26 protein-coding genes are annotated in these 26,709 nt (G+C 57.3%); 4 read left to right on the top strand and 22 right to left on the bottom strand.

The genetic code is table 11. From position 1 onward, the window contains the following. Positions 1 to 134: 134 nt before the first annotated feature. The 8 genes from FGQ86_RS13665 to FGQ86_RS13700 all read right to left on the bottom strand — a co-directional run bounded on the left by FGQ86_RS13665 (position 135) and on the right by FGQ86_RS13700 (position 10,301). On the bottom strand, positions 135 to 2,627 hold the full coding sequence (locus tag FGQ86_RS13665; RefSeq protein ID WP_033126729.1) for an ABC transporter permease: 2,493 nt from the start codon (positions 2,625 to 2,627) through the stop codon (positions 135 to 137). Continuing rightward, positions 2,624 to 3,295, bottom strand: a complete 672-nt coding sequence (locus tag FGQ86_RS13670; RefSeq protein ID WP_033126730.1) for an ABC transporter ATP-binding protein — start codon at positions 3,293 to 3,295, stop codon at positions 2,624 to 2,626. Before FGQ86_RS13670 ends, FGQ86_RS13665 begins: the two co-directional genes overlap by 4 nt. A 50-nt stretch (positions 3,296 to 3,345) precedes the next feature. Beyond that, complete coding sequence (locus FGQ86_RS13675) at positions 3,346 to 4,518, bottom strand: HAMP domain-containing sensor histidine kinase (RefSeq protein WP_052084122.1); 1,173 nt, start codon at positions 4,516 to 4,518, stop codon at positions 3,346 to 3,348. Beyond that, positions 4,491 to 5,180: a response regulator transcription factor gene (locus FGQ86_RS13680; RefSeq protein ID WP_138304698.1), complete on the bottom strand. Its 690-nt coding sequence runs from the start codon at positions 5,178 to 5,180 to the stop codon at positions 4,491 to 4,493. The genes FGQ86_RS13675 and FGQ86_RS13680 overlap by 28 nt, the downstream gene beginning before the upstream one ends. A gap of 13 nt (positions 5,181 to 5,193) precedes the next feature. Beyond that, on the bottom strand, positions 5,194 to 5,535 hold the full coding sequence (locus FGQ86_RS13685) for an arsenate reductase family protein (RefSeq protein ID WP_138304700.1): 342 nt from the start codon (positions 5,533 to 5,535) through the stop codon (positions 5,194 to 5,196). A gap of 36 nt (positions 5,536 to 5,571) precedes the next feature. Further along, positions 5,572 to 6,195, bottom strand: a complete 624-nt coding sequence (locus FGQ86_RS13690; RefSeq protein ID WP_033126733.1) for a cytidylate kinase-like family protein — start codon at positions 6,193 to 6,195, stop codon at positions 5,572 to 5,574. Between the two features lie 87 nt (positions 6,196 to 6,282). After that, entirely contained in the window at positions 6,283 to 9,150 is a 2,868-nt protein-coding gene (locus FGQ86_RS13695; RefSeq protein ID WP_138304703.1) for an SMC family ATPase, read from the bottom strand. Beyond that, the gene (locus FGQ86_RS13700) at positions 9,147 to 10,301 is read right to left on the bottom strand and encodes an exonuclease SbcCD subunit D (RefSeq protein ID WP_033126735.1); all 1,155 of its coding nucleotides are present in this window, start codon (positions 10,299 to 10,301) and stop codon (positions 9,147 to 9,149) included. The genes FGQ86_RS13695 and FGQ86_RS13700 overlap by 4 nt, the downstream gene beginning before the upstream one ends. A gap of 219 nt (positions 10,302 to 10,520) precedes the next feature. Between FGQ86_RS13700 and FGQ86_RS13705 the strand changes: the two genes are divergently transcribed. Together FGQ86_RS13705 and FGQ86_RS13710 are read left to right on the top strand one after the other, a co-directional pair. After that, positions 10,521 to 10,883, top strand: a complete 363-nt coding sequence (locus FGQ86_RS13705) for a CidA/LrgA family protein (protein ID WP_033126736.1) — start codon at positions 10,521 to 10,523, stop codon at positions 10,881 to 10,883. After that, complete coding sequence (locus tag FGQ86_RS13710; protein ID WP_033126737.1) at positions 10,880 to 11,557, top strand: LrgB family protein; 678 nt, start codon at positions 10,880 to 10,882, stop codon at positions 11,555 to 11,557. Before FGQ86_RS13705 ends, FGQ86_RS13710 begins: the two co-directional genes overlap by 4 nt. 200 nt (positions 11,558 to 11,757) lie before the next feature. Here the strand turns inward: FGQ86_RS13710 and FGQ86_RS13715 are convergent, their stop codons facing one another. The 4 genes from FGQ86_RS13715 to FGQ86_RS13730 form a co-directional block, all read right to left on the bottom strand. After that, complete coding sequence (locus FGQ86_RS13715; protein WP_138304705.1) at positions 11,758 to 13,599, bottom strand: ABC transporter ATP-binding protein; 1,842 nt, start codon at positions 13,597 to 13,599, stop codon at positions 11,758 to 11,760. A gap of 1 nt (position 13,600) precedes the next feature. Further along, positions 13,601 to 15,838 carry an ABC transporter ATP-binding protein gene (locus FGQ86_RS13720; protein WP_138304708.1) on the bottom strand — a complete coding sequence of 746 codons (2,238 nt, stop codon included), beginning with the start codon at positions 15,836 to 15,838 and terminating at the stop codon, positions 13,601 to 13,603. Between the two features lie 30 nt (positions 15,839 to 15,868). After that, on the bottom strand, positions 15,869 to 16,360 hold the full coding sequence (locus FGQ86_RS13725; protein WP_138304710.1) for a MarR family transcriptional regulator: 492 nt from the start codon (positions 16,358 to 16,360) through the stop codon (positions 15,869 to 15,871). Between the two features lie 184 nt (positions 16,361 to 16,544). Beyond that, a complete protein-coding gene (locus FGQ86_RS13730) occupies positions 16,545 to 17,108 on the bottom strand; it encodes a nicotinate-nucleotide adenylyltransferase (RefSeq protein WP_033126741.1) in 564 nt (187 codons plus the stop codon). A gap of 122 nt (positions 17,109 to 17,230) precedes the next feature. On the opposite strand from FGQ86_RS13730, the gene FGQ86_RS13735 reads away from it, so the two are divergent. Further along, positions 17,231 to 17,917, top strand: coding sequence for a Crp/Fnr family transcriptional regulator (locus FGQ86_RS13735; protein WP_138304712.1), 687 nt, complete (start codon positions 17,231 to 17,233; stop codon positions 17,915 to 17,917). A gap of 34 nt (positions 17,918 to 17,951) precedes the next feature. Here FGQ86_RS13735 and proC read toward each other — a convergent pair whose 3' ends face one another. The 10 genes from proC to FGQ86_RS13785 all read right to left on the bottom strand — a co-directional run bounded on the left by proC (position 17,952) and on the right by FGQ86_RS13785 (position 26,423). Beyond that, entirely contained in the window at positions 17,952 to 18,752 is an 801-nt protein-coding gene (gene proC, locus FGQ86_RS13740) for a pyrroline-5-carboxylate reductase (protein WP_033127070.1), read from the bottom strand. Between the two features lie 78 nt (positions 18,753 to 18,830). After that, on the bottom strand, positions 18,831 to 19,487 hold the full coding sequence (locus tag FGQ86_RS13745) for a ketopantoate reductase C-terminal domain-containing protein (RefSeq protein WP_243127285.1): 657 nt from the start codon (positions 19,485 to 19,487) through the stop codon (positions 18,831 to 18,833). Positions 19,488 to 19,712: 225 nt separating this feature from the next. Then, positions 19,713 to 20,150: a hypothetical protein gene (locus FGQ86_RS13750; protein ID WP_138304714.1), complete on the bottom strand. Its 438-nt coding sequence runs from the start codon at positions 20,148 to 20,150 to the stop codon at positions 19,713 to 19,715. Beyond that, positions 20,150 to 21,301: a YdjY domain-containing protein gene (locus FGQ86_RS13755; RefSeq protein WP_138304716.1), complete on the bottom strand. Its 1,152-nt coding sequence runs from the start codon at positions 21,299 to 21,301 to the stop codon at positions 20,150 to 20,152. Before FGQ86_RS13755 ends, FGQ86_RS13750 begins: the two co-directional genes overlap by 1 nt. Before the next feature lie 255 nt (positions 21,302 to 21,556). Further along, positions 21,557 to 21,868, bottom strand: coding sequence for a thioredoxin (trxA, locus tag FGQ86_RS13760; RefSeq protein WP_033127067.1), 312 nt, complete (start codon positions 21,866 to 21,868; stop codon positions 21,557 to 21,559). A gap of 91 nt (positions 21,869 to 21,959) precedes the next feature. Further along, positions 21,960 to 23,480 (bottom strand): HAMP domain-containing sensor histidine kinase, encoded by a 1,521-nt coding sequence (locus FGQ86_RS13765; protein WP_171031578.1) that lies wholly within the window; start codon positions 23,478 to 23,480, stop codon positions 21,960 to 21,962. A gap of 2 nt (positions 23,481 to 23,482) precedes the next feature. Then, complete coding sequence (locus tag FGQ86_RS13770) at positions 23,483 to 24,148, bottom strand: response regulator transcription factor (RefSeq protein ID WP_138304720.1); 666 nt, start codon at positions 24,146 to 24,148, stop codon at positions 23,483 to 23,485. A gap of 15 nt (positions 24,149 to 24,163) precedes the next feature. Next, positions 24,164 to 24,907: a lantibiotic immunity ABC transporter MutG family permease subunit gene (locus FGQ86_RS13775; protein ID WP_138304722.1), complete on the bottom strand. Its 744-nt coding sequence runs from the start codon at positions 24,905 to 24,907 to the stop codon at positions 24,164 to 24,166. Continuing rightward, a complete protein-coding gene (locus FGQ86_RS13780; RefSeq protein ID WP_138304724.1) occupies positions 24,904 to 25,707 on the bottom strand; it encodes a lantibiotic immunity ABC transporter MutE/EpiE family permease subunit in 804 nt (267 codons plus the stop codon). The genes FGQ86_RS13775 and FGQ86_RS13780 overlap by 4 nt, the downstream gene beginning before the upstream one ends. Next, positions 25,704 to 26,423, bottom strand: a complete 720-nt coding sequence (locus FGQ86_RS13785; RefSeq protein WP_033127073.1) for a lantibiotic protection ABC transporter ATP-binding subunit — start codon at positions 26,421 to 26,423, stop codon at positions 25,704 to 25,706. The genes FGQ86_RS13780 and FGQ86_RS13785 overlap by 4 nt, the downstream gene beginning before the upstream one ends. Before the next feature lie 98 nt (positions 26,424 to 26,521). Here FGQ86_RS13785 and FGQ86_RS16345 point away from each other — a divergent pair. After that, the coding region (locus FGQ86_RS16345) for a hypothetical protein (RefSeq protein ID WP_207670744.1) at positions 26,522 to 26,709 on the top strand (188 nt) is incomplete at its 3' end.

Here is a 26,709-nt window from a genome sequence, read left to right on the forward strand (position 1 = left end):
TCCTCACAGCAGGAGCGCAGAATTTCCTTCACTCCCACATATTCAGTCTATTTTAGCAGAAGAGACCGGCAAAGTCCAGCGCAGCTATAGCGCTGGACTTTTTACAGGCCGCGGTGTTGTGCGGTGTTGTCCCTTTATTCTGAGTAGCGTATCCGGTCGATCAGGCTCATCTTCCGGAAGCTGCGGGACACGGCGCGGGTGAGGAGCATCTGGATGAGCGCCACGGTAAGAGCCAGGAGCAGAGCCGGAAAAACCGGGTAGTGATAGCTGGTCACATTCATGATATTTTCCGCCTTCATGTACCGGAAAATGCCGTAGCCTGCCAGGCTTCCGATGCCCAGGGCCACTGCCAGAGTCCCCGCCGTGTAGAACAGGCCCTCCAGCTGCATCATCCCAAGGAGCTGCTTTTCCGACAGGCCGATAGCCTGCATCATTCCCAGCTCCTTCTTTCTCGTGTAGATGCTGTTGATCATGGTGTTCACAAGGTTCATGACGCCGATGGCTCCCAGGACAATGAGGAAGGCGTATCCGAGAAAGGCCATGATCCCCGTGCCGCTCTTCCACGTCTCGAGATGGGCGTCATAGGTGTCCGTGGCCAGGTAGGGGCTTGTCTGGGCCAGAGTGTCCAGGGTCTGGAAGGCCGCTTCCTTCTGGTCCTTATCCACAGTGATGACAAGGGTCTGGCTCAGGTTCGCCGGGGTGAACTGGGCAAAAGCCTCCTGGGGCAGAAGGAAATTGCCGCTGCTGATCCCCGATGGATAGTCCCCCACCGCGGCGATCTCAAAGGTCTTCTCCACCGGCCCCTGGTCCGTCTCCAGAAGGAGCTTCACCCGGCTTCCCGCTGTCAGATCCGGGAACCAGCGCTGCAGACGCCGGTGCATGATGAGCTTTTCCCCTTTTTTCAGCTCCTCCCAGTCCGCTGTTCCCTCTGTGATACCTGACAGGATAACATCCTTATAGGAGTCCTCATAGCCCTCCAGGGTGGCCCTCGTGATCTGGGACTCCGGGTCCAGCTCCGGAAGACTGCCTGACAGCCAGGATCGGATCTTCACCTCCTCCACGCCGGGGACAGAGCGAACCTCCTCTATAAAGGCGGGGGAAAGGGGATTGTCCCTCATGAGGCTGGCCCAGGACCTGTCCAGGTTCATCTTGTCCCCCTCCCAGCTGTCCACGTAGATCTGGTAGTCCCCCTCAAACTCCTGCCTGGCGATCTCCTCCGGCGCAGCGCAGGAAAGGACCGTCGCCACAGCCATAAAGAGGACGCCTATGGAGCCCAGGGTGAGGATCGTGAGAACAGTCCGTCTTTTGTCTCTCCCCAGATTGGTCCGCGTAAGCCTGGAAACGTTCAGGCTCTCATATCCCTTTCTCTCCTTTTTCCGTCTGCAGCCGCCCTGGTAGCGCATGGCCTCCACAGGGGAAACTCTGGCCGCCAGGCGCATGGGCTTTACAAGGGACAGCCAGACGGTGGCAAGGACCGCCAGGATGGTCAGCAGGTAGATCCACCAGCGAAGGACGGGCACCTGCCCCTTTTCCAGCAGCTCGATGCAGAGCTGGTGCAGGCCCGACTCTGTGTAGGTGGTCTCTATGTTGTCCGCCATTTTATAGATGGTAAGCAGCACCGGCCTGGCCAGGATACTGCCCAGGAGTAGGCCCATGGGGAGCGCCGCAAAGGCCACTGCCAGCCCCTCCCGGAACACGATCTGCCGGATCTGTCTTTTCGTGGCCCCCATGGCCCTGAGGCGGCCGTATTCCTGTATTCTTGGCGCCATAGACACGTAGTAGATGCTGTAGATGGAAAGAACGCCGGCCACAGCTACCACCAGGATGATGGCCCCGATCCCGGTGTAAAGGCCCGGATCTGTATAGTTGGCCAGAAGGTAGGTCTTGTTGACAACTACATCATCCGGGTCGACGCCAAAGTCCTCTCCTATCTCACAGGCTTTCTCCTCCAGGGCGTCCACAGTCTCGATCCCATCCCCCTCTCCGGCGGTGTCCTTCAGCCGGAGCAGGACCCGGTAGGCCCTGTCGCTTTCAGGGACAGCGGCCCGCATATAGTCCAGGGAGCAGACAACGCCGTAGGCTTTGTCCTCCGGGTCTGTGTCCGTCTCAAGGAAGCCGGTGATCCGGAAGGTGTCCTCCTGCTGCCACCCCAGGCCGCCATCCTCCACCAGCTGAAAGGGCAGCGTCACCTCGTCTCCGATGCCGGCCTCCACGCCATACTCGGCAAGGAGTCCCCTGGAAAGGGCGATTTCCTTCCCCTCTCTGGGGAAACGACCCTCCTCCAGCTCCAGCTTGCTGAGGCGGATTGCCTCCTCGTCCATGGCGTAAAAGCCGATGTCCGAGTCGTCGTCCACGCCAAAGGCGAAATCCTCTCTCAGTCCCATGGTCTCAATCTCATTCTGGCTTTCCAGCCTCTGCGCGTTCTCCTCCGTCACGCCCCGGAACATGGCGTGGTAGGTTGGATAGTAGACATTGACGGCAGCCAGCTCCACAGATCCCGCGGCCATCCCGATGGTGATGGTAAAAAATATAAGAAGAGTAGTCAGCAAAATGGCAAACCCGCTGATCAGGTTTCTCCCCCGATTCAGCTTCAGGTTGGCAAGGGCGGTCTTTGTCACTGTCTTCATGCGCTCACCACCCTCCCGTCCTCGATGAGGATCATCCGATCCGCCATCTGGGCGATCGTCTCATCGTGGGTGATCATCACAAGGGTCTGCCCGTACTCGCTGACACAGCTCTTTAAGAGGCTGATCACGTCCAGCTCGTTTTTGGAGTCCAGATTGCCCGTGGGCTCGTCCGCCAGGATTATAGCGGGCTTGCTGGCCAGAGCTCTGGCGATAGCAGCCCGCTGCTGCTGTCCCCCTGACAGGGTGGAGGGAAGGGCGTGGAGCCTGTCCTCCATGCCGATCCGCCGTATAATACCCATGACAAAATCCCGGTCCACCCGCCGGCCGTCCAGGCCGATGGGGAGGACAATGTTCTCCCACACATTCAGGGAGGGGACCAGATTGTAGCTCTGGAAGATAAACCCGATTTTCCTCCTGCGGAACACGGCCAGCCGCTCTTCCTTCAGCTTAAATATGTCCTTTCCCTCTATGAGGACCTTCCCGCTGTCCGGCCGGTCCAGTCCTCCCAGCATGTGGAGCAGAGTGCTCTTTCCGGAGCCACTCCTCCCCACGATGGCGGTAAACTCGCCCCGTCGGATCGCAAGATCCGTATGGTCAATGGCCTTCACCACATTGGTGCCGGACCCGTAGTACTTTACCAGGTCGATCGTCTCCAGTATTGGTTTCATAGCTGCTCATCCTCCTTTTTCGACTCTGGTACCAGTATAGTATGCCCGGCTTACAGAACGCTTACAGAATTCATAACAGAATTGTAAGGAAGGGTCACGATAAAATTGCTGCCTCCCTGGCGGCCCCGTTTCACACAGATAGTGCCTCCCTGGGCCTCCAGGATCCGGCGGGCCAGGTAGAGCCCCACGCCGGCCCCCTCCCCCTCCTGGACCTGCCGGGCGCTGCCCCTGTAAAATCTCTGGAAGATCCGGTGAGCCTCCTCCTGGGGCACGCCTATCCCCTGGTCCTCGAACTCGATCATCACAGCAGAGGCAAGATAAGACATCCGCACGGTGACGGACGTGCCCTCCGGGGAGTACTTCACCGCATTGTCCAGGATATTGACAAAGGCCTCCCGCGTCCACTTTGGATCGTGTGGGATCCGGCGGTCCCGGGACTCCTCCAGAGACAGGCCGATGCCGCGGCGGAAGGCCTTCATATAGACGGCTCCCACTGCCCCGGCGAGAGTTTCCCGGATTGCCTCCATCCGGGGACAAATCCGGATCATGTCCGTCTCCAGCCTGGAGAGCTGGGTAAAGCCGTGCAAAAGCTCCTCCAGCTTTGCCACCTCCTGGAGCTCTCTGCCGGAAAATTCCCTCTTTTCCTCCTCCGTCAGCTCTGTAGTTTCCTTGAGCTCCAGGCTCATCCTGAGGGCGGCGATGGGAGTCTTGAGCTGGTGGGAAATATCCGTCACCAGAGACTTTGTCTCCTGCTCCTCCCGGATGAGGCGCTCCCTGGTGCCCTCCTCACGGAGCCGCAGCTCTCCCAGCTTCTCCTCCAGGCGCTCCCTTTCTTCTTCCGCCCTTCTCTGAGCCCGGAGGGCCAGCAGCGCCGCCAGGCAGGCTGCTGTCATACCGCCTGCGAGAAGTCCGCCGACAAGGAAAAGATCACGGCGGACTTCCCTGTAGGCCCCGCCGTCCCGGGCCTCATAGCCGTATTTCTCCATAATCCGCTCTCCCAGCCCGGAGGCGTCATCCGGGGCATCCCCGCCCATGATCCGGGCATAGCTGTCCTCGTACTCCGGGTGTTCCCTGACAAGGGCGCCCAGCTTCTTTTGCTCCTCCGCCTTCACAGCCTCCCCGGCTGTGTGAAGGAGATCTCCCAGGGCCACCAGTATAAAAAACAGTATAAAAAAGAGCAGTCCCGCGGGCAGGACTACTCTCTGAAGCTTTCTTCGGTCCATATATAGCCAATCCCCCTTACATTCTGAATATAGCTGCCTCCAATCTTTCCCCTGAGACGGCTGATGTTGACAGGCACTGTATTGTCATCCACAAACTGACCCTCCGCGCCCCACACCCGCTCCAGTATTTGCTCCTTTGTGAGGATCTGGCAGGCATTTTCCATCAGGAGCAGGAGAAGCTGCAGTTCTTTTTTGCTCAGGGGAACCGGCTCCGCTCCCCCCTCCGGCCTCTGCCGGAAGGCCTTCATCTCCCGCAGGGAGAGGAGGATATCGCCGGAGACGATGCGGGAAGCGGGAGCCTCCCTGGTCCTCCGCATGAAAGCGTGGACTTTGGAGACAAGCACCATAAGGCTGAAGGGCTTGGTCATGTAGTCGTCCGCCCCCAGGTCGTAGGCCGTCACCATGTCAATCTCTGAGTCCAGGGCAGTCAGGAACAGGATGAACACATCGCTGACCTGGCGCACCCTCCGGCAGAAATCCAGGCCGCTGCCGTCCGGCAGCCCCACATCGCAGATGAGAAGATCCCAGGCGGCGGAGGCAAAAAGTTCTTCTGCCTCCTCAAGGGAGAAGGCAGAAGAAACACGGTATCCTTCTTTTTTCAGTTTCAGTGTGATGCCCTGGTTCAGGCTCTTGTCGTCCTCCACAAGCAGTATACTTTTCATGGGATATCCTCTCCTAAAACGTCCACTCTTTTTCCTTAAATCCCACAAGGATCCGGTCCCCGTCTATGAGAAGGGGTCTCTTTACCAGCATGCCGTCGCTGGCAAGAAGGCGGATCTGCTCCTCGTCGCTCATGCCCGGGAGCCTGTCTTTGAGCCCCAGCTCTTTGTACTTCATGCCGCTTGTGTTAAAAAATTTCTTCACCGGCAGACCGCTCATGCGGATCCACTCTGTCAGCTCCTCCTCCGTGGGATTTTCCTCCACAATGTGGCGGTCCTGGAACTCTATCCCCTTGTCCTCCAGGTATTTTTTTGCCCGCCTGCATGTGCTGCATTTTGGATATTCGATAAAAAGCATGTGTTCTGTCTCCTTTTTTGTTCTGTGTCTTATGTCTTACTTCTGCCGCGCCCGGTAAATGGCCTCCAGCGCGTCCACGATCCCGTCCACGCCCATAAGGCTGGCGTTGAAGAGGATCTGGTGGGACTCGATGCTGCCCCAGGGTCTCTGCGCATGGGTCTCATAGTAGAGTCTTCTCTCCCGGTCAGTCCTCCTGATCTTGTCCCAGGCCTGCTTGTCGTTCAGCTTGTAGATCCGGGAAATCCTGCGTATCCGGTCCTCCTTGAAGGCGTGGATGAACACGTGGATGCAGTTGCTGTAGTCTCCCAGGATATAGTCCGCGCATCTGCCCACGATGACGCAGGAGCCCCGGGCAGCCAGCTTCTTCACAAGCTCTGTCTGCACCCGGTACATCTGCTCACTTAAGGGCTCCACATTTTCTCCGCTCATAAAGGTGGTGTAATCCCCCAGGCTCACCACATAGGAGGACAAAAACCTGCCAAGAGAGGTCTCGTTGATATTCTCCGCAGCCTCGTTGCTGATGCCGATCTCCTGGGCCGCCATATGGATCAGATTTCTGTCGTAGAGAGGAATGTCCAGCCGCTGTGCCAGCTTGTTCCCAATCTCGTGGCCGCCGCTCCCAAACTGGCGTCCAATGGTTATGATGGTATGGTCTGTCATATGGATCAGCTCCTTTCTTTATCTTCTGTCTTTATTATACTTCACACAGAGCGGATAAGCAAAAGGTTTTAGCGGTTCTTCCCTGACCTAACGGCTCCATCGTACGTGGCTGCCCCGTTTTGTCTTTGTGACCACAAGCTGCCGGTCAATGCTCTCCTTCAGCTCTGTCACGTGGGAGATGATGCCGATCATCCGGTCCGACCCGGCCAGCTCACTTAACACCCCTATGGCCTGCTCTCTGGAATACTCGTCCAGGGAGCCGAAGCCCTCGTCCACAAACATGGCCTTCATCTGGATACCTCCGGCGCTGCGGGAGATGACGTCCGCCATGCCAAGGGCCATGGACAGGGCTGCCATGAAGGACTCACCACCAGAGAGAGTGCGCACGTCCCGGAGCTTCCCCGTCTCCAGGCTGTACACATCCAGGTCCAGCCCCACACTGCCCCGGTTGCCAAGCTGCTCCATGGAACGGCACCGCAGCACGAAATTCCCGCCTGTCATGGTCTCCAGCCGGCGGTTGGCAAAGGCGATGATCTGCTGGAAATAGCGGCGCTGCACATAGGCCTCAAAATCGATCTTGGGGCGGCCTGGAAGGGAGCCTCCTGCGGTCTGATCCAAAAGCCGCAGCCGGGCGCAGCGCTCCTGGAGCTTTTGGTTGTTCCCGTAGATCTTCTTCAGGCGCTCCCCCGCCTCCCGGTTGTTCTCATTTTTGCTGTACCACCTTCTCTGCTCCTCTTCCGCCTCCCGCCTGCTCTCATCCAGGACTTTTTTCTGCTCCTCCAGGCTCTCTGTCCTGGCGGGCTCCTTCCCGTCCAGCTGCTCCTCCAGGGCGTTCACACGGGCGTCAGCCTCTATGCACTTCTGCCGGTAATCCTCCAGATCGTTCTCCAGCCTTTCTTTTTCCTCCTCCGCAAGGAGGCTTCCCCGGCACTGGTCCTCTGTCTCAAAGGGGGACTCTTCCAGCGCCTTCTGGGCCTCCCTCGCAAGAGCCGCCTCCCGGGCGGCCGTCTCCTCCCGGGCGGCCTGGCGGGCCGCCTCCTCGCCTTTTGCCTGGCTGACAGACTGGTCCAGACAGCGGAGGCTCTCATCTGCGAGAGCAGTCTCCCTCTGCTGCTCCTCCTGCCTTTTGTAGCAGACGGCCTGCTGCCCGGCGAGGGACTGCCTTGCCTTCTCCAGCTCCTCCAGCTTTCCAACCTGCTGCCCGGCCTCCTCCTTCTGCCGGCGGCACTCCTTAAGCTCCTGGTCTCTTCTTTTCTCCTCCCGGTCAAGGCGCCTCTCCGGATCCTCACTCTCAAGTGAGAACTCCTCCCCAACCACATTTTTCCCTTCCGCGAGGAGACTCTGTAGCCGGGCGGTGCAGCGCTGCCCCGCCTCCAGAAGAAGCTGCTGCCTTCTGTCCTTCTCTGCTTCCGCCTCGTCCCGTCTCCTCCGGGCCGCTTTCACCTCCGCCTGGTCCGGGGTTCTCTCCGGCAGGGCGGCGGGAGCGGGGTGATGGAGGGCACCGCACACAGGGCAGGGGCTCCCCTCCTCAAGATCCCTGGCCAGGATACCCGCCTGTCCCAGAAGGAAGGCCTCGTTGCAGGCCAGGTAGGCGTCGGCGGCCTGCTGATAGGCCTGGCGGCTCTCCTCAAAGGCCCGGGCGCAGTCATCCCTTCTCTGTTCCTCCTTCTTAAGAAGAGGCAGCTTTTGTCTCAGCTCCCGCAGGCGTTTTTTTCGGTCGGCAGCCTGTACCTCCAGACTCTCCCACTTCTGCAGGAGTGCCCGGCTGCCGGAGAGCCGGGACGCCTGGTCTGTCACCCGGGCAATCTGCTCTGTCAGGGATCGGTACTCCTCCCGGCAGCGCTTCTCCTCCAGGAGCACCTTCTCCTTTCTCTTAAGAAGGGCTTCCCTCTTATGTCCCGCCTGGAGGATCTTCTCCTGTATGCCTTTGATTTCTTTCTCCAGAGACTGCCTCTGCCTGGACGCCTCCTGCCGCCTTTCATAAATCTCACAGACCAGAGCCGCCTCCCGGCTTCTCTCCAGTCTCCCTTTCCGCTGCTCCACAGAGGGGGCTTTTGCCTGAAGCTCCGCGCGGTTCCTTCTCTCTTCCGCCAGCCGGGCGAAGCGGCTGTTCAGCTCCTGGGCCACAGCCAGCTCCCGGTTCACCTTATCAAGTTCCCCGTCAAGCTCCCGGATCTTTTTTTCTGCAGCTGCCTCCCGGGATCTCCCGTATTGCAAGATCTGCCGGACTGCCTCCAGCCGCTCCTTTGGCAGGGCAGCCTCCGCCAGCTTCTCGGGGAGGCCCTCAGCCTCCGGGCAGAAGAGGCGGGACAGCTCCTGCTCCTCCTGCCTCTCCATATCCTTCATCTGCCCGTAGAGGGCGCCGGCCTCCTCGTGAAGCCTCTGCTCCACCCGGGCATAGAGGTCTGTCTGGAAAATCCGGGAAAAGATCTCCCTCCTCTCATCAGAGCGGGCAGACAGAAGCTTCAGGAATTCCCCCTGGGCAATCATGACTGTCTGGGTGAACTGCCCCGCGTCCAGGCCGATGATGTCCACGATCTTCCGGTTTGTCTCCGCCTTTTTCCCCGTAAACTCCGTGCCGTCGGGGAGAAAGAGGGTGACGGAGGACCGCTCCAGGGTCATTTTCCTCTCCCCGTCCTTCCCCCTTCTGCGGCTTGCCCTCTCGTATTCCGGGCTCCGCAGGATCCGGTAATCCTGCCCTTTGTACTGGAATGAGAACTCCACAAAGGTGGGGGTGTCCTCCGCCGCGTACTGGCTGCGCATCATCGGGCCCTCCCGCCTGCCCCCGCTTGTCTGGTCATAGAGAGCATAGGTGATGGCGTCAAAAATGGTGGTCTTCCCCGCGCCGGTGTCCCCGGTCACGAGGAAAATGCCGGGTCCTGCCTCTGAAAAATCGATCTCCTCCCTCCCGGCGTAGGATCCAAAGGCCGACATAACTAATCTCTGTGGAATCATTCCATCCCCTCCTTAAATATCTCTCTCATGATCTGCTCTTCCTCCTCATCCATGGGACGGTCCTGCATCTCCTCAAAAAACTGTCCAAACACCTGCAGAGGGTCGCGGGGCTCCAGGTCCCGGAGATTTTCCTCTCCTGACAGGCGGGCCCGGAGATTTTCCAGCCGCACCTGGAGAAGCCTTGGGAAGACTCTCTCCAACTGATCCACCGGCTCATAGAGGGCCTTCTCATCTGTCAGGGTGACGCTTACATAGTCCTGCCGGATCTCCTCTGCGGCGCCGGCCAGGATTTCCTCCAGCGTACCCTTTACCTCCCGCACGTCGCGCAGAGGCACAAGAGGCAGCTCTGTCCGCACAGGGGGCGTACCCTTTTCCCCCAACTCCACCAGGGTCAGCGTCTTCTCATCCCTGCTCTCAGAGACAGAGTATTTCAGAGGCGTCCCGCAGTACCAGGCAGGACCCTCCCCCACCTGCTGCCTCCTGTGGATGTGACCCAGGGCACAGTAGTCAAAGGGGGAAAGAGCGGAGATATCCACATTGTCCAGTCCTCCCACCCGGACACTCTCCGACCCGGCAGCCAGAGGAGAGACCCCAGCCGCCGTGTAGAACTGGTGGGTGACAATGACGTTTCTCACGGAGGTGTCGATCTCCTCTCTGTCAACAAGTCCCCGGACCGCCCCGTCGTAATCCTCAGGGGCCTGATCCTGGGGGAAGACAGGACGCACATACCCGGGCTTTACAAAGGGGAGCAGATAAAAATGCACCTCCCCGTGTTCGTCCTCCAGAGTCACCCTCTTCATCCTCTCCCCCTCCTTTGCGGGGGGCCTGCCGGCTATATGGATATGCTGCCTGCCCAGGATGGAGCTGGCGTAGTCCAGCCGCTCCGCCGAGTCGTGGTTCCCCGCGATGGCCAGCACCGGGATAGCGGGCCGGATCTCCGCCAGCCTGGTGAGAAACCAGTCAAAGAGAGAGACCGCCTCAGCGGAGGGAACGGACCGGTCGTAGATGTCCCCGGCGATGACGATGGCGTCGGGCCTCCGCTCACGGGCCATGTCGGCGATCCGGTCCAGGATATACCGCTGATCCTCCTTCAGGTCATAGTAGTGCAGATGCTTCCCAATATGGAGATCTGATATATGAAAAAAACGCATGGTGTACGCTCCTCCTTTTTTGTAAAGTTGTAATACCGTGGCCGCGCAGCGGATTTCTGCGGTTCCGCAGAAACCGCTCTATGCGCAGGTATATTAACCACGATGTGGTCATTATACCATACCCCCACAGCCCGGGAAAGTCTCTGAAAGCCGCCCTTGCGGCCCATGCAACTTTCCTGTATAATACTGAAATTGAGTAACTACGAAAGAAGGGATTGTATGAAAATCATCAAACAGGTGGGCATCATTTTTCTGATCTGCTGGCTGGGCCTGGTCATTGAGGCGGCTCTCCCGTTCTCTTTTCCCGCCAGCATTATCGGAATGATCCTCCTTTTTCTCTGCCTGCTCCTTGGCATCCTGAGGATTGAGCATATACAGGAGAAATCCGACTTTCTCCTGTCCAATATGGCCTTTTTCTTTGTACCTGCCGGAGTCAGCATCATCAACTACCTGGACCTTTTAAAGAGCAGCCTTGTGCCTCTTCTTGTCGTCTGTGTAGTCTCTACCGTTATCACCTTTGCCGTGACAGCCTGGAGCATCCGTCTGACCATGCGGCTGATGAACAGGAGGGACAGATCGTGAAAGAAGTATTTTCGTCGCCGCTCTTTGGTATTTTTCTGAGCATTCTGGCCTTCTGGGCCGGGGAAAAGCTGCAGAAGAAGACGGGGCTGACCGCCTGCAGTCCGCTGCTCACAGCCATCGTGCTGATCATCGGCGTTCTCCTCCTATTCGACATCCCCTATGAGTCCTACAACGAAGGCGGGGAGATCATCAACATGTTCCTGGCGCCGGCCACAGCCTGTCTGGCTGTATCCATCTACACAAGGATCCGGCTTCTGAAGAGGCACTGGCTTCCCATCCTGGTGGGCTGCACCTGCGGCTCCCTGGCATCCATGGGGAGCATTTACCTGATGTGCACCCTCTTCCGCCTGGATGAGAAAATTACCCACTCCCTGCTGTCCAAGTCCGTCACCACGCCCATTGCCGTGAGCATCACGGAGCGTTTCTCCGGCGTGGTGCCTGTGACAGTGGTAGCTGTCCTCATCACCGGAACACTGGGAAGTATACTGGCCCCCTTCTTTGTCCGGATCTTCCGGGTAAAGGATCCTCTCGAGGCGGGTCTTGCCATCGGGGCCTGCAGCCATGCGGTAGGAACCTCCAAGGCGCTGGAGATGGGGGAGACGGAAGGGGCCATGAGCGGACTTGCCATCGGCATCTGCGGCATTATCACAGTCATCTTTTCCCTGTTTATCTGATTTTTCAGGCTGAAGAGCACAAAAGGACACAGCCGGCTCTGCCCGTATGCGGCGGCGCCGGCTGTGTCCTTTTGTTTTTGGCTCTCGCTTCAGATGTGACATCTGCAGATGCGATTAGATATGCTGTCGACATAAGAAATATTAACATAAGGTTTTATGTCGTGCAATAGGGTTCCGCGAAACGCGTCCTTTTGTGCCGATTAGGCACTCTTCTCAAACTGTGAATTGTACAGCTCCGCATAGAAGCCGTTCCTGGCAAGGAGCTCTTCGTGTCTTCCCTGTTCGATGATATCTCCATCCTTCATGACAAGGATCATGTCCGCGTCCCGGATGGTAGACAGCCTGTGGGCGATGATAAAGCTGGTCCTTCCCTTCATGAGATTGTCCATGGCTTTCTGGATCCGCACCTCTGTCCTTGTATCCACAGAACTTGTAGCCTCGTCCAGGATCAGGATCCGGGGGTCTGCCAGGATGGCTCTTGCGATAGTGAGGAGCTGCTTCTGGCCCTGAGACACATTGCTTGCTTCCTCGTTGAGAACCATGTCATAGCCTCCCGGGAGGGTCTGCACAAAGCGGTGCACATAGGCTGCCTTCGCCGCCTCCACCACCTCCTCGTGGGTGGCTGTAAGCCGGCCGTAGCGGATATTTTCCTCGATGGTGCCATTGAACAGCCAGGTGTCCTGGAGCACCATGCCGAACATCCTGCGCAGCTCACCCCTGTTGAAGTCCCGCAGATCGTGGCCGTCTATCTTTATGGAGCCGCTGTTTACATCGTAAAACCGCATGAGCAGCTTTACCATGGTCGTCTTTCCGGCGCCGGTAGGACCTACAATGGCGATCTTCTGGCCCGGCTCCACCTTTGCGTTGAAATCGTGGATAATAATGTGGTCCGGGTTATAGCCAAAGTGTACATGGTCGAACTCTACCCGGCCCTCCAGGTTTTCCGTGGACACCGGATTGGGAACTGTCTGCTCCTCTTCCTCCTCGTCCAGGAACTCAAAGACTCGCTCTGAGGCTGCTGCTGTGGACTGGAGCATGTTTGCCACCTGGGCCTCCTGCTGGATGGGCTGGGTGAACTGCCGCACATACTGGATAAAGGACTGGATATCTCCCACCTGAATGGTATTACGGATGGCCAGATACCCGCCCAGAATGGACACTGCCACGTACCCCAGATTTCCCACAAACTGCATGATGGGCATCATCATACCGGAAAAGAACTGGGACTTCCAGGCGGACTGGTAGAGGATCGTGTTTGTGTCGTTAAATGTCTTGATAATGTCCTCTTCCTTATTAAATGCCTTGACAATATTGTGTCCGCTGTACACCTCTTCCACCTGGCCGTTGATGTGGCCCAGGTATTCCTGCTGATCCTTGAAGTACCGCTGTGAGTGCTTCACGATGACGGAGATCAGGCACATGGACAGGGGAAGGATCAGAATGGCGATGACCGTCATCAGAGGGCTGATGCTGAGCATCATCACGAGGACACCGATGATGGTGGTCACGGAGGTGATCACCTGGGTGGCGCTCTGGTTCAGGCTCTGTCCCAGGGTGTCCACATCGTTGGTGATGCGGGACAGGATCTCGCCGTGGGTCATCCTGTCAAAATATTTCATAGGCATGCGGCCTATCTTCTCGGAAATCTCTTTCCGCAGCCGGTATGTCATTTTCTGGGAAATCCCGGTCATGATATAGCCCTGTATAAAGGAGAGCACCGCGCTCACCAGATAGAGGGCCAGGACGCTTAAAAGGATCCGCCCCACCTTGCCGAAATCAATGCCGTCCCCTCCGGAGACCCGGCTCACAAGGCCGTTGAATATCTCTGTGGTGGCGTTTCCCAGGATCTTCGGCCCGATGATGTTGAAGGCTGTTCCACCCACCGCAAAGATCATGACAAAGAGAATCGCGATCTTGTAGCTTCCCAAATATTCCAGCAGCTTTTTCATAGTGCCCCTGAAGTCCTTCGCCTTTTCTCCGGGCATCATATGTCTTCCGCCGCCCATGTGGCCGTGTCGTTTTATCTGTCTTGTCTCTGCCATATTAGACCGCCTCCTTCATATCTTTTGCCAGCTCTTCCTCTGAGAGCTGAGAGGCAGCGATCTGGTAGTATGCCTCACAGCTTTTCAGAAGCTCCCTGTGCGTGCCTATGCCCGCGATCCTTCCATCGTCCAGGACAATAATCTGCTCTGCGTGGAGGATCGTGCTGATTCTCTGGGCCACGATAATGACCGCCGCCTCTTTTGTCTTTCTGGCAAGGGCTGCCCGGACGGCTGCGTCTGTCTTATAGTCCAGGGCAGAAAAGCTGTCGTCAAAGATGAATACCTTCGGGTGCTTTGCAATGGCCCTGGCAATGGAAAGCCTCTGCTTCTGTCCTCCGGACACATTGGCTCCACCCTGGGAAATGGGACTTTCGTATCTCTTTTTCTTGTTATTGATAAACTCTGTGGCCTGGGCGATCTGAGCTGCCTCCTCCATCTCCTCCTGAGTTCCGTCCGGATTTCCATAGAGGATGTTAGACGCGATGTCACCGGAGAAGAGCACACCCTTCTGGGGCACATAGCCCAGCTGGGCACGCAGGTCGTGCTGGGTGATGCTGCGGATGTCGTGGCCGTCCAGCGTGATCTTTCCCTCTGTCACGTCGTAAAATCGCGGGATCAGATTAACGAGAGTGGATTTTCCGCTTCCCGTGCTTCCTATGATGGCTGTCGTCTGTCCGGGGCGGACGGTGAAGCTCAGATCCTGGAGCACATCCTCCTCAGCCCCCGGATAGCGGAAGGACACGTGGTCAAAGCAGATTTCTCCCCGGCAGTCCCCCACCTTCTCCGGCTTCTCCGGATCGCTGATGGAGGTGGAGCTGCGGAGCACTTCATCCACACGCTCCGCGGACACGGCGGCCCTGGGCAGCATGACGGAGATCATACAGATCATGAGGAAGGACATGATGATCTGCATGGTGTACTGGATAAAGGCCATCATGTCGCCCACCTGCATGGTGCCATCGTTGACGCTGTGGGCCCCGGTCCAGACAATGAGGACGGAGATGCCGTTCATCACCAACATCATGACAGGCATCATAAAGGTCATGGCCCGGTTGACAAACAGGTTCAGCCTTGTCAGATCCTTATTGGCCTTGTCAAACCGCTCCTCCTCGTACCGCTCCGTGCCGAAGGCCCTGATAACCTGCAGGCCTGTCAGTATTTCCCTGGAAACAAGGTTCAGCCGATCCACCATCTTCTGGACGATCTTGAACTTGGGCATGACTACAAGGAAGAGAACGATCACTACCATGAAAATCAGAGCCACGCCAAGAGCGATGATCCAGGTCATATCCACATTTGTGTTCAGCACCTTCCAGATGCCGCCCACCGCCATGATGGGAGCGTACAGCACCATCCGCAGGATCATGACCGTCAGCATCTGGATCTGCTGGATATCATTGGTGCTCCTGGTGATAAGGGACGCTGTGGAGAATTTGTCGAATTCCCCATTGGAAAATCCGACCACCTTCTGGAAGACCTTTCCCCTGGTTTCCCGGCCCACGCTGGCCGCCACCCGGGAGGCCATAAGTCCCACCGTGATGCTGGCCAGCATGCCAAGCGCCGCCAGGGCGAGCATTTTTCCGCCTGTGACCAGGATGTAGTCGGTCTGCATAGCATCCATGTCTATGCCAAGCTCCTCGTAGGCGGACTGGATATAGAGAGTGGACGCCTGCTCTACCATGGTGTCCGGCATGCTGTCCATGCTCTCGTCCATCTGTGCCACCACCTGGTCTCTCGCGGCAGAGTCCATCATTTCCAGCATGTCAAATATGGTCATATCCGATAAATCCACGCCGGCCTGGGCCTGCATCTGCTGGCGCATGGTCTCCTCCATGGATTTGGAGGTGTCGCTGCCGCTCTCAAACCCTGCTGTAAGGAGCATGGGTTTGCCCATGATCTCCGCCAGGTCATCCAGCTCCTCTGTGCTGTCTTTTACCGTTTCCTTCAGTTCAAGAACTGTGCCGTCGTAGTCATATTCCCCTGCTTTGGCCTCCTCATAGGCTTCCCGCACGGTGTCCTGTTCGTCGGAGGGGACAAAAAGAAGCAGCCGTTCAAGCTCGTCGCCAGCGATCTGCTCCGGCACGCTCTCGTCCACGCCTCCCTGCTGAATTCCCACATTTACGATATCCGACGTGTAGGTCGGCAGAGACAGGTCGCACCATGCCTGCACGACCAGTACACACAGGATAGCCAGCACAGTACCTGCATGTGGTTTCAGAAATTTTAATAGTTTTCCCATAAATACTTGTCACTCCTTTTTTGCTCTGGGTTAAAAATTCTTTTCCGGATGCAGCCGGCGCATGATTTCACTTAGATCCATGTCCTTCAGCTCCTTGGAGTCCATGATATTCTCCTCGATCTGCACGAGAAACCTCCGCAGGAGGAGCCTTTCCTCCTCCCGGAAATCCTGCAGGGTGATCTCCTCTGTCTTCCGGAAGAGCTGCTTCAGATCCTCTATGCGGCTCTTTCCCATATCTGTCAGATGGATCCGGGTCTTTCTCTGGTCGTCCGGATCTGCCTCCTTTTTGACCAGCCCCTTCTCCTCCATCTTCCGGAGAGCCACATTCATGGAGGGCGGTGTGATGCCTACCCTCCCGGAGAGCTGACGCTGCGTCAGATTGCCGTACCGTTTCAGGATAAACAGGATCGCCGCCTGCCCCAGGTTCATGTCAAACCGCTCCAGCAGTGAGACCGTCTGGTATTTCAGCAAATGCGCGCTCTTCATCAAAAGCATCTGAATAGGCATATTTCTGCTGTCCAAAAAAATAACACCTCACTTTTCATTAGTTATCTAACGGATATTCTAGAGATATGCCCATAGTAAGTCAACACATGAAGATAATTCTTTATCATTTTTTAATAATTTCTCACAAAAAATCATTTTTTAAACTAACGAAAAAACGCAATTTGGGACGTAATACTTTTAAAAAGTATTACGTCCCAAATTAGCGTTCTTCGTTGAACAGGCGGCGGATGCGCTCCTCAATGCCATGCTCTGTGATGTATTGATATACGGCCCGGGGGACCAGATGCTCCCACTCCTGGCCTGTGGCGATGCAGCTCCGGATCCAGGTGCCGGTGACGCCGCACTCCTCCTTGCTGCGACGCCAGAGGACTTCCGTCTTCAGATCCAGCCCCTTCAGGATCTTCAGCTTCTCCTCGTCCCAGCCGTCGCAGATCCCCAGATAGTAGACCCCGTCGGAGGGCGTATACTGGGTGATGTACTCGGGGCGGTGGATGGGGAAGGGGACGATCTCATAATCGCCAAGGGGCACATTGAACTCCTCCATGGCTCCCCGGATCATCTCATAGCGCTCCAGATAGGTCAGCGGATTGGCCGCCGGCGTGGAGCGTATCTCATCGTTCACCGACTCCCTCACGCAGGAGGGATCCGGGTTGGTGATCCCGATGTACAGCTTCCGGCACCGCATTTTCGCGGCCAGGACATACTCAATATGCTTCAGGTGCGGGATCTGAAATCTCGCATTTACAACTCCTTTTTCAACCATAACAAACCTCTTTCGTATAATGCAAATCAAACCTAATGACAGTAACTGTAAACGAAACTTGTTCTTTTCCCGGCAATGTACTAAAATGATACCAGCATAAACACACAGGAGGTATCACACCTATGACCGTACAAGAAGACCAGGTATTTCTTGAAAATGCGCTCCCCTTTTTCCCCCGCCTCTCTCCCTCGGAGAGATCGCTGCTGTTGCAGAGCACCACGTCCGTTTCCTATAAGAAGGGAGCCTCCATCCACCGGGCGGACTACAAATGTCTGGGGCTTCTCCTTGTAAAAACAGGATCCCTGCGGGTGTACATCATGTCCGAGGACGGCAGGGAGATCACCCTGTACCGCATCTATCCCGGGGAGCTGTGCATCCTCTCCGCCTCCTGCGTCCTGTCCTCCATTACCTTTGACGTGTACATAGACGCCGTGGATGACAGCCAGGTCCTGCAGGTCAGCTCCGCTGTCATCTCCCTTCTGATGCACGACAACATCTACGTGGAGGCCTTTGCCAACAAGGCGGCGGCCGAGCGCTTCTCGGACGTCATGTGGGCTATGCAGCAGATCCTATTTATGAGCTTTGACAGGCGCCTTGCCATCTTTCTTCTGGACGAGTCCGCCTCCCTTGCCACAGACACCCTCTCCCTGACCCACGAGCAGATCGCAAAGCTCATGGGCAGCGCCCGGGAGGTGGTGACCCGGATGCTGAAATATTTCTCCCAGGAGGGCTATGTATCCCTGGCCAGGGGCAGCGTCACCATCCTGGACAAAAAGGCTCTCCGGAAGCTGGCTGACTCTGCGCAATAGCCGCTCCCTGGCCCGCTGGTCTATTCATAGGTCTCTATTCATAAGTCTTCATGGCGGCCTCCACCGCCTGGATGACGGCTGTGCGAAGGCCTGCTCTCTCAAGGGCGGCCACGCCCCGGATAGTGGTGCCTCCCGGGGAGCACACATCGTCCTTCATCTGTCCCGGATGCTTTCCCTGGTGGAGCATCAGCTTCCCTGTGCCAGCCATCATGCCCGCGGCCAGCTCGTAGGCCTGAGGTCTCGTAAGCCCGTACATGACGCCCGCATCCCCCAGCGCCTCTATAAACATGCTGGCAAAGGCAGGCCCGCAGCCGCTGATGGTGTTGGCGATGTTGACTTTCCCTGTCTCCACCTCCACCGCCATGCCGATGTCAGACAGCAGGGAGAGGAAAAATGCGTGCTCCTCCTCCGTGAGGGAATGTCTCTTCTCGCAGGTGTAGATCCCCTCCCCCACTGCCGCCGGGGTGCTGGGGATGGCCGTGATGTGGTGGATGCCGGGCCCCAGCATCTCCTCAAAATCGTCGAACATGACGCCTGCCGCCACGGACCAGAGGACTTTTCCCGAAAAAAGGCCCTTCAGGGGCTCCAGCACCGCCCCGGCCATCCAGGGCTTCACCGCCAGCACTACAAGATCCGACTGCTCCACCACCTCTTTGCTGTCCCGGCAGGCTCTCATTCCCCTCGCCTCCGTGTTCTTTTTCAGCTTTTCCCGGTTCACTGCGCAGGCGCACATCCTGGACGGCTCCAGTGTGCGGGTGTACAAAAACCCATCCGCGATAGCCTGTCCCATATTTCCAAATCCGATAAATCCAAGCTTTACCGCTTCTCTTGTCATACCATACCTCCCATACGGGCGTCCTCATTCTTTTCCCGCGTTTTCTTATCTTTTCTTATCCTGATGCTATTGTAACAGTCAGTAGGACGCCTCTATCTCCTTTATCTTCTCATATAAAAATCTGTTGGCCGGCACAGGGATGCCGTGCCTCTCGGCCATGGGGATCACAGTCCCCGCAAACATCTCCACCTCCGAGGGCCGCCTGGACACAGCGTCCTGGCGCATGGAGGGCATGCCCTCCGGGGAGAGAGTGCGAAGGATGGCGATGTACTCCTCCAGATCCTCCTCTGTCAGCCGGATGCCCTCCGCACCTGCAAGGGCGATCACCTCCCGCATGGCGGCCAGCATAGTCTCATGGGCCCGGCTTCCCTCCTCCAGGGCTCCGCCGTAGTTGGTCTCAAAGGCCATGCATGTTTGATTGACTCCCACGTTCAGCATGAATTTTCCCCAGAGCCTGCGGAGGATATCCTCCTCCGCTGTGTAGGGCATCTTTATCTCATCAAAGTAGGCTGCCACCTGCTCCAGATTCTCCTTCTGAGAAGCGTCCTCCGCGCCGATCCGCAGCTCTCCCATTTTTGTGTAGGTCAGCTTACTGCCAAATTTCATGGCGTCCATTCCCTGTGCTACCGTGTCGATCAGCCGCCCATGGCCATACCGCTCCCCGATAATCTTCTCACTGCTTATACTGTTCATCACAGAGAGGATGACCGTATTCTCTCCCACACAGTTTTTCATGGTGTCGAGAGCTCCGGCCCCTTTGCGGAGGCGATCTGGTCTCCGTAGAGAAGGCCCAGGGCACCCATTCCGATGATCGCTGTTCTCTCTATCATCCTCTTTCCCTCCTGCTCTTTTGTCTCCTGTAAAACAGGATACCACGGACCGGAAGGCATGTAAAGAAAAGCCGCCCGGCCGGGGATCATTTCCTCCTCCCCGGCCGGGCGGCCTCTCCTGTTTTCCTGTCTATTTTTTTGAGGGTCTTTTCTTTCTCTGTTCTCTTCGGTCTGTCAGTCGGTTTGTCAGCAGCACGGCCAGATATCCCAGCAGGGCCGCCGCCAGCAGAACGCCGTTGACAAGGTTCTGGGAGGGCGCCTGCCTGTGCAGTGCCAGCCGCAGAATAAAAGCCGGCCTTGTCAGGAGATCCTTCCCGTAGATAAACTGGTAGACCAGTACTGCCGCCAGTGTGCAGACCACCAGATTGACCAGGCTGAACAGGGCCCCTGCCCTCCTCCCTTTCAGGAAGGTAATGCCCCACAAAAGAAGGGCGCCCCCTGCGAACACAGCCAGGAACAGGGTGCCCATATTGACCTTCATGCAGATCACCACCGAGTTGACACAGAGCACCGTGGCCAGGCACGCCCAGATCAACCCGTTATAGACAGCTCCTGTGACCCTCGCCATCACTCCTCAACCGTAAATGTGGCGATGATGTGGGTTCCCTTGGCAGGCATCTTGTCAGAGGGTCCGAAGGTGATCTCCTCCTGATACTGGTAAGCCGCGTTGCTCGTGATGCCGGCCGGGCAGCTCTCCAGGCACATGATACAGCCTGTGGCGTACTCCTGGTTCACCTCCAGGTTGCCGCCGAAGCGCATGTCCATATCCCTCTCCTCGGAGGCCGTAAACAGATCCGCAAAGGAGCAGTTCTCTGTGCCGATCTCCACATTTACATCCAGTCCGGTTCCCTCAATGATGCCGTCCGGATCGTCCAGAGCGATGTTGTTGCCGTCCTGGGCGCCCAGCTGCTTCAAAGCCTCATAGAATTCCTTCGTGTCCGCTGTTGTGGTAAATAAGGTCTTATCCGCATTGGATCCCTCCTCATTTACGATGGCGTGGATTGTCGACTTGTCATAGCCGGTGGAAAGAATGTTCATGGAGATAGTCTTTGCCTCCTCATTTACCACCATGGACGTATCGTCCACTTTAATGGTAAAGGTGACATCTGTCCCCTCCTCCGGCATGCTGTCGGAGGGTGTAAACTCAATAGGCTCGTTGTACTGGTACGCCGCGTCGCTGGCAATACCTACAGAACAGCTCTCCATGCAGAGCAGGCATCCTGTAGCATACTCCTGATTGAGGGCCACGTTGCCGCCAAAGCGCATATCCATCTCCCGCTCCTCGGAGGCTGTGATCAGATCGTATGTATCATACTCTGTCCCGTCCACTGTGATGGACACATCCAGGCCGCTGCCCAGAATGGTGCCGCTCTCCGCGTCAACAGGAATATTGTTTCCCGGAATACCTCCCAGCTCCACGAGGGCGTCGTAGAAGTCCATTGTGGACGCCTCTGTGGTGAAAAATGCGCTCTTGGCGTTGCTCCCCGACTCGTTGACGAGCAGATGGATAGAGGACTCAGTGTTTCCTGTAGCTGTGGCCTGTACCGTGATAGTTTTAGACGCCTCGTCCACGGTCAGGGCATCTGTACCCTCCTGGGTCTCCCCCTGCGCCTCCTTCGTCGTCTCCTCTGCGCTGTCACTGCCCGTGTCCTCCTGGGCTCCGCATCCGGTCATTCCCAGAGTCAGAAGCAGGGCGAGAAATACTGCTGTTTTTTTCATAAACCTCTCCTCCTTTGTCAAAAAGTGAACAATATTTCTTCTTTATCTTAACCCTGTCGCCTCCTAAAGGCCAATCGGTATTTATTATATATCATCTCATATATTCACTTTTTCTATATATGGCAGGGCTGCAGAAATTCCCTGACCTTGCGGCCGCAAAACAAAAAGCAGAGACCTCTCATCCCTGCTTTTCTCTCCTGCTCCCACCAACCGCAGCCGGGGAACAACATCTGTTACATTTTTAGGAATTCAAGCCTACACGCCCAGCAGATCCTTGATCTCCTCCTTGCCCTGGGCGCCGATGGCCATGTTCACCTTCTTGCCGTCCTTGAATACAATGAGAGTGGGGATGGACATCACTCTGTACTGCTTTGCCAGCTCCATCTCCTCGTCCACATTGACCTTGCCGATCTTCACGCCTGTCAGCTCATCAGAGAGCTCCTCAATGATAGGGCTCACCATCTGGCATGGGCCGCACCAGGTTGCCCAGAAGTCTACCAGTACCGGCACGTCTGACTGTAATACCTCTTTTTCAAAATTGTCCTTTGTAAAATGTAATGCTGCCATATTATCAATTCCTCCCTTTTGGATTTGTTTTTTTGTTTCTGTCTCTATTATACACGATCCGGGAGGTTTTTCTGTAACCAGGTCACATTCTTTACAGTTTTTTCATATTCTCAGGTTTTTGTAGATCGGAAAGCTTCCTGTCCTGCCCGCTCTGCGGCGTTTCCCGAAGCAGGGGCAGCTCCACAAGAACCTGCGCGCCGCCTTCGCACAGATTGGCAAGGCGGATGCTCCCGCCTGCCTCCTCTGCAAAGGTGCGGGCAATGTAAAGCCCCATGCCGTAATGCCCCTTCCGCCTGGCCTCCCCGTCCTGGTAGAAGCGCTCCGTGGCCCGCCAAAGGGCCTCCCTGGAAAAGCCGGGGCCCTCGTCCTCCACAGCCACCGTGAGCCTTCCCTCCCCGGAGGGGGCGAAGGTGGTCTCTGCCCTCACCTGCACCTTCCCCTTTTCCGGGGAGTGATCCACTGCGTTGGAGATCACGTTCAGCACAGCCCGGGAGAGCCTTTTTTTGTCCCCCTCCAGAACCCAGCCCACGCCGCCGTCTGCTGCTTTTGCCTCACAGCCCCTTGCCGCGCTGCTCCGGCAAATGACCTGCACCTGTCTGGATCTTCCAAGGGCCTGGGCCCTCTCGGCTATCTCCTCCATCCAGGGGCGAACCGGGAAGAGCTCCCGCCCGCCGTCCGCTGCCCTGGCGGAGTCCTTTTTCCCTCCCGCCGGGCCCATGGCCTCCTGGAGGATGGACAGGTAGGCCTCTATGTCTTCTACATTGTCCAGGATCTCCCTGTCCCACTCCCGGATCTCCCGGATGTCCTCCATCTCCAGAAAGAGCTCCGCGTTTCCCCGGATAATGGTGAGGGGCGTGCGGATGTCGTGGGCCAGGGCGCACACCTGCTCCTCCTTTTTTGCCTCCAGCTCCCACTGCTCCCGCAGGGATTTGCGGAGGGCTTCCTTCATTTTATAAATAGCTCCCAGCACCTGGTCGATCTCCCGGATATCCGAGCGCTCCCTCTCAAAATCCAGGTCCTCCCTCTCCACCCGGGCGGCGGCCCGGGACAGCACCAGAAGACGCCGATCCACATATCTGCCAAAGAACCGGGGCACCACCACTGTCAGCGCTGCCAGAAGAAGGCCCAGAACCGCCAGAAAGAGAAGCTCCGCATTGGGGAATATGGTGCGCAGAGCGGGAGAGACAAATTTCGCCATCACCTGGTAGCTGATGAAGGCGATGTTGCCGTTGTCCTTTTCTATTCTCTGCCAGAATTTACCGTACAGTCCGGTTGTCTGCCAGTCTCGCCCCTTCTCCCACACCGCTCTTTGCTCCTGCCCCGATAGGGTGCCGTAGAGATAGGATCCCTCCCTGCTGTATACGCCGTAGGAGCAGGTGTCCGGCAGAAGCTCTCCCTCCACCTGGCCGCCTGTACGGATGGCCTGGGAGGCCGCCATGATCTGGTTCTGCTCATAGGAGGGGATGCGGATGCAGTCGAGGGCGATGAGTGCAAAATAGAGTCCTATGACCACGCAGGCCAGCAGAGCGGCTCCGGCCCCGTATCCCAGGAGGAACCTCACAAAGATTGCATGCAATCTTTTTTGTCTTGGATTTTTCCTGTTTTTAGTCATTTTCAATTTCTCCATTTATAGCCCATTCCCCACACTGTCTCCACAGGCTCACAGCCTGCCTCCCGGCATTTTGCCCGGATGTTTTTTATGTGCTCCGTGATGGCGGAGCTGTCGCTCTCCCCATCGTATCCGAAGACATGTTCATAGATCTGCTCCCGGGAAAACACCTGCCCCCGGTGGAGGGCCAGATACTCGCATATCTCGTACTCGCTTTTCGTGAAGGGCAGCTCCCTCTCCCTGTACACTGCCCGCTTTTCCCGCAGATAGAACCGCACATCGCCGGCTGTCACCGCGTGGGTCCTCTCCCGCCTCTCCCGGCGGATGTGAGCCTGTACCCGGGCGCGGAGCTCTCCTATGCCAAAGGGCTTGCGGATATAGTCGTCGGCTCCCAGCCCCAGTCCCCGCATAAGATCCTCCTCCCCGGTCTTTGCCGTGAGAAAGAGGACCGGGCAGTCCACCTCCCCCCGGATGCGTCTGCACAGGGAAAAGCCGTCCATCCCCGGCATCATCACATCCAGGAGGATCAGATCATACTGTCCCAGCCGAGCGGTGTCGATCGCCAGCGGGTCGCTCAGCGCGTCCACATGGCAGCCATCCTTCTCAAGAGCCCGCCTTATGACCCGCAAAATCCCCTCCTCATCGTCTATCGCCAATATATGCACTCCCATATTCTCCCTCTCCCACTAAAAATTCTTTCTCCCCATCCAGAACAGCGACGACCCGAAGATGAGGGCTGTCAGCCCGCCGCACACAACAAGCGCCGGCCATGCGTTTCCCGTAAGAACGGCCCGGTCCACGGCGCCCAGGCTATATACTAGCATAAAATCACACCATCTGCCACCAAAGGACCAGGGCAGATACATCCAGATCCCCTCGCCCACACGGGTCAGCATGAGGAAGGCCAGGATGGCACCTCCCACGCCCACACCAATGCTGGCTCCCCTCCCGAACTGGGCGGCCAGGAACAGGTGGAGCATGTACACAGGCGCCTGGCAGATCCAGATTACCGCCGCCTCCAGAAGATATACCTTCATGGAAAATACATTCCCCCCGGGGAGCAGGTGGAACAGAGCCCCAAATCCCAGAGCGGCGATGAGGGCGGCGATAAGGCCCAGGGCCATGAGACAGAGCCATTTGCCAAGGAGAGCCTGCCAGCGTCTCCCAGGCAGCAGAAGAAAGGTCTGAAATCCACTGTTCCTCTCCATCTCCACCGCCATGCCGCAGATGAGCCCTGCAAGAAAGGGCCAGATGCAGGCCAGCACCTCCAGGTAGGCCTGGGCCTTTGCCCCGCTCTCCCAGGTGGAAAAGCTGTAATATAGAAGGAACACCGCCATGCCCACAAGGGGCAGGATAAGGTGTACCCACAGGATGGAGGTGTGGGCGTATTTGCGCATCTCCCCGCAGAAAAGTCTCACACAGGATCTCATGCCTGCACCGCCCCCTTTCTCTCATACCACCTTCGGGACAGATACCAAAGAAAAACCAGAAGGGCCAGGCAGAGCGTCAGCCCCGGAAGGATGGCGGAGGTGTCCAGCAGCTCCGGGGAGTAGGTGGGGATCCCCGGCCGGGCCGGCATATTGTTGGGAAGAACTCCTATGACCGCGCACATCAGCCTGGGAAGGACCGCATAGGGGTCTGCCATCCAGAAGGATGTGACGGCTGTGAGGACGCCGCTGGTGGCCAGGGCCACGTTTATGATAAGGGCCGGGAGCATGCCAAGTCTCTGCCCCATCCACAGGCAGAGGGGCACCTGCCAGATGCCGGCCGCTGTCATCACAAGAACCGCCGCCAGCGTCTGTGTCCAGGACACCTGGAGCGTCTGCTCTATCCCTACCGCCGGCAGGAGGATATTTCCCAGCACCCAGGCCAGGACGCCCACCAGGATGTTGGCCTTTGCCGCCGCCAGGGCGCAGGTCAGGATCTTGGCGTCCCACACCCGGGCCGGACGGACGGGGAGGGACAGGACTGCTCGGCTCCCCAGCTTTGCATCTTTTGCCGCTGTCATGCAGCAGACAAGAGAGAGCATGCCCGGATAGAGCCCCACATACCACCAGTTGTAGCCGCTGATGGTGCCGTAGCTCCTGCTCAGCCAGAAGGCCACGGCCAGGGTGACCGCGGGCATGAACAGCCACAGCTTTCCGGTGCCGCTGTGGCGGTATTTCATGGCCTCCGCCCGGCACAGACTCCAGAGAGATATTTTTTCAGAAGACATCCTATTCCCGCTCACGCCTGCCAGCCCCCTCTCCGGTTCTTCTCCACCACTTTCCCAAAGAGCTCCTCCAGATGCCCTCTCCCTGGCATCCCTCCCTGGTAGCCCAGAACGCCTCCTGCCAGGATGCCGATGTGGTCCGCCATCTGCTCCACCTCTCCCAGGATGTGGCTGGATATGAGCACGGTCATGCCCCTGTCCGCAAAGCCCCTCAGCATGGCGCGCAGCTGCTGGATGCCAAAAGGATCCAGGCCGTTGGTGGGCTCGTCCAGTATGAGAAGATCCGGGTCCGGCAGAAGGGCCGCCGCAATGCCCAGCCTCTGCTTCATGCCCAGGGAAAATTTCCCCGCCCGCTTCTTCCCCGTATCCGTCAGCTCCACAATCTCCAGCACCTCATCGATCCGTCTCTTTGGAAGCCCCAGTACAGTGGTGCGCACAAGGAGATTTTCCCGGGCGCTCAGGTTGTCGTAGATGGGCGGCGTCTCTATGAGGACTCCGGTCCTTCTTAAGTCCTGCCTCTGCCAGGGCTTTCCCTCAAAGAGCACCTCCCCCTCGTCCGGCCTCATCATGCCGGTGATAATTTTCAGCAGCGTGGACTTCCCGGCGCCGTTCGGCCCCAGCAGCCCGTAGACGCACCCTCTGGGGATGCGGACCGCCACCTTGTCCAGGGCCCGCGCCTCGCTGCCCCGGAACGTCTTTGTCAGTGATCTTGTCTCTAACACGATTGACTGCATATTCTTCTCCTCCATTTTCTTTTGGGAGGGCCCTCTTCCCGGGGCCTCCCTGCCTTACATCCGAAAGTATAGAGAGTGGTTATAAGGAATTTATAAAGATGGAGAAAATATGGTATAATGACTACATTGTAGTCATTATACCTCAGACTGTAGACAAAGTCCCCGGTTTACCCCGGGGCTTTTCTATTGTAGTTATCAACATTTCAATGATCCTTCCGGTTTTTATCAAGAAAAATCCCCTACTTATCAACTCTAAAGTTAAGCGGTACGTTCCCTGCACATGGTA

Source organism: Clostridium sp. BSD2780061688st1 H5 (genome assembly GCF_005845155.1).
GTDB lineage: Bacteria > Bacillota > Clostridia > Lachnospirales > Lachnospiraceae > Claveliimonas > Claveliimonas intestinigallinarum.

What these genes read in the sequence shown, in the direction of transcription:
- FGQ86_RS13680 (WP_138304698.1), bottom strand. Translation starts at nt 5,180, where the DNA reads ATGAAAAGTATACTGCTTGTGGAGGACGACAAGAGCCTGAACCAGGGC.
- FGQ86_RS13770 (WP_138304720.1), bottom strand. Translation starts at nt 24,148, where the DNA reads ATGGGAGTGCATATATTGGCGATAGACGATGAGGAGGGGATTTTGCGG.
- FGQ86_RS13755 (WP_138304716.1), bottom strand. Translation starts at nt 21,301, where the DNA reads ATGAAAAAAACAGCAGTATTTCTCGCCCTGCTTCTGACTCTGGGAATG.
- FGQ86_RS13685 (WP_138304700.1), bottom strand. Translation starts at nt 5,535, where the DNA reads ATGCTTTTTATCGAATATCCAAAATGCAGCACATGCAGGCGGGCAAAA.
- FGQ86_RS13745 (WP_243127285.1), bottom strand. Translation starts at nt 19,487, where the DNA reads ATGAAAAACTGTGTGGGAGAGAATACGGTCATCCTCTCTGTGATGAAC.
- FGQ86_RS13730 (WP_033126741.1), bottom strand. Translation starts at nt 17,108, where the DNA reads ATGGTTGAAAAAGGAGTTGTAAATGCGAGATTTCAGATCCCGCACCTG.
- proC (WP_033127070.1), bottom strand. Translation starts at nt 18,752, where the DNA reads ATGACAAGAGAAGCGGTAAAGCTTGGATTTATCGGATTTGGAAATATG.
- FGQ86_RS13695 (WP_138304703.1), bottom strand. Translation starts at nt 9,150, where the DNA reads ATGATTCCACAGAGATTAGTTATGTCGGCCTTTGGATCCTACGCCGGG.
- FGQ86_RS13750 (WP_138304714.1), bottom strand. Translation starts at nt 20,150, where the DNA reads ATGGCGAGGGTCACAGGAGCTGTCTATAACGGGTTGATCTGGGCGTGC.
- FGQ86_RS13690 (WP_033126733.1), bottom strand. Translation starts at nt 6,195, where the DNA reads ATGACAGACCATACCATCATAACCATTGGACGCCAGTTTGGGAGCGGC.
- FGQ86_RS13670 (WP_033126730.1), bottom strand. Translation starts at nt 3,295, where the DNA reads ATGAAACCAATACTGGAGACGATCGACCTGGTAAAGTACTACGGGTCC.
- FGQ86_RS13720 (WP_138304708.1), bottom strand. Translation starts at nt 15,838, where the DNA reads ATGGGAAAACTATTAAAATTTCTGAAACCACATGCAGGTACTGTGCTG.
- FGQ86_RS13705 (WP_033126736.1), top strand. Translation starts at nt 10,521, where the DNA reads ATGAAAATCATCAAACAGGTGGGCATCATTTTTCTGATCTGCTGGCTG.
- FGQ86_RS13785 (WP_033127073.1), bottom strand. Translation starts at nt 26,423, where the DNA reads ATGCAGTCAATCGTGTTAGAGACAAGATCACTGACAAAGACGTTCCGG.
- trxA (WP_033127067.1), bottom strand. Translation starts at nt 21,868, where the DNA reads ATGGCAGCATTACATTTTACAAAGGACAATTTTGAAAAAGAGGTATTA.
- FGQ86_RS13665 (WP_033126729.1), bottom strand. Translation starts at nt 2,627, where the DNA reads ATGAAGACAGTGACAAAGACCGCCCTTGCCAACCTGAAGCTGAATCGG.
- FGQ86_RS13775 (WP_138304722.1), bottom strand. Translation starts at nt 24,907, where the DNA reads ATGAGATCCTGTGTGAGACTTTTCTGCGGGGAGATGCGCAAATACGCC.
- FGQ86_RS13675 (WP_052084122.1), bottom strand. Translation starts at nt 4,518, where the DNA reads ATGGACCGAAGAAAGCTTCAGAGAGTAGTCCTGCCCGCGGGACTGCTC.
- FGQ86_RS13735 (WP_138304712.1), top strand. Translation starts at nt 17,231, where the DNA reads ATGACCGTACAAGAAGACCAGGTATTTCTTGAAAATGCGCTCCCCTTT.
- FGQ86_RS13715 (WP_138304705.1), bottom strand. Translation starts at nt 13,599, where the DNA reads ATGGCAGAGACAAGACAGATAAAACGACACGGCCACATGGGCGGCGGA.
- FGQ86_RS13700 (WP_033126735.1), bottom strand. Translation starts at nt 10,301, where the DNA reads ATGCGTTTTTTTCATATATCAGATCTCCATATTGGGAAGCATCTGCAC.
- FGQ86_RS13765 (WP_171031578.1), bottom strand. Translation starts at nt 23,480, where the DNA reads ATGACTAAAAACAGGAAAAATCCAAGACAAAAAAGATTGCATGCAATC.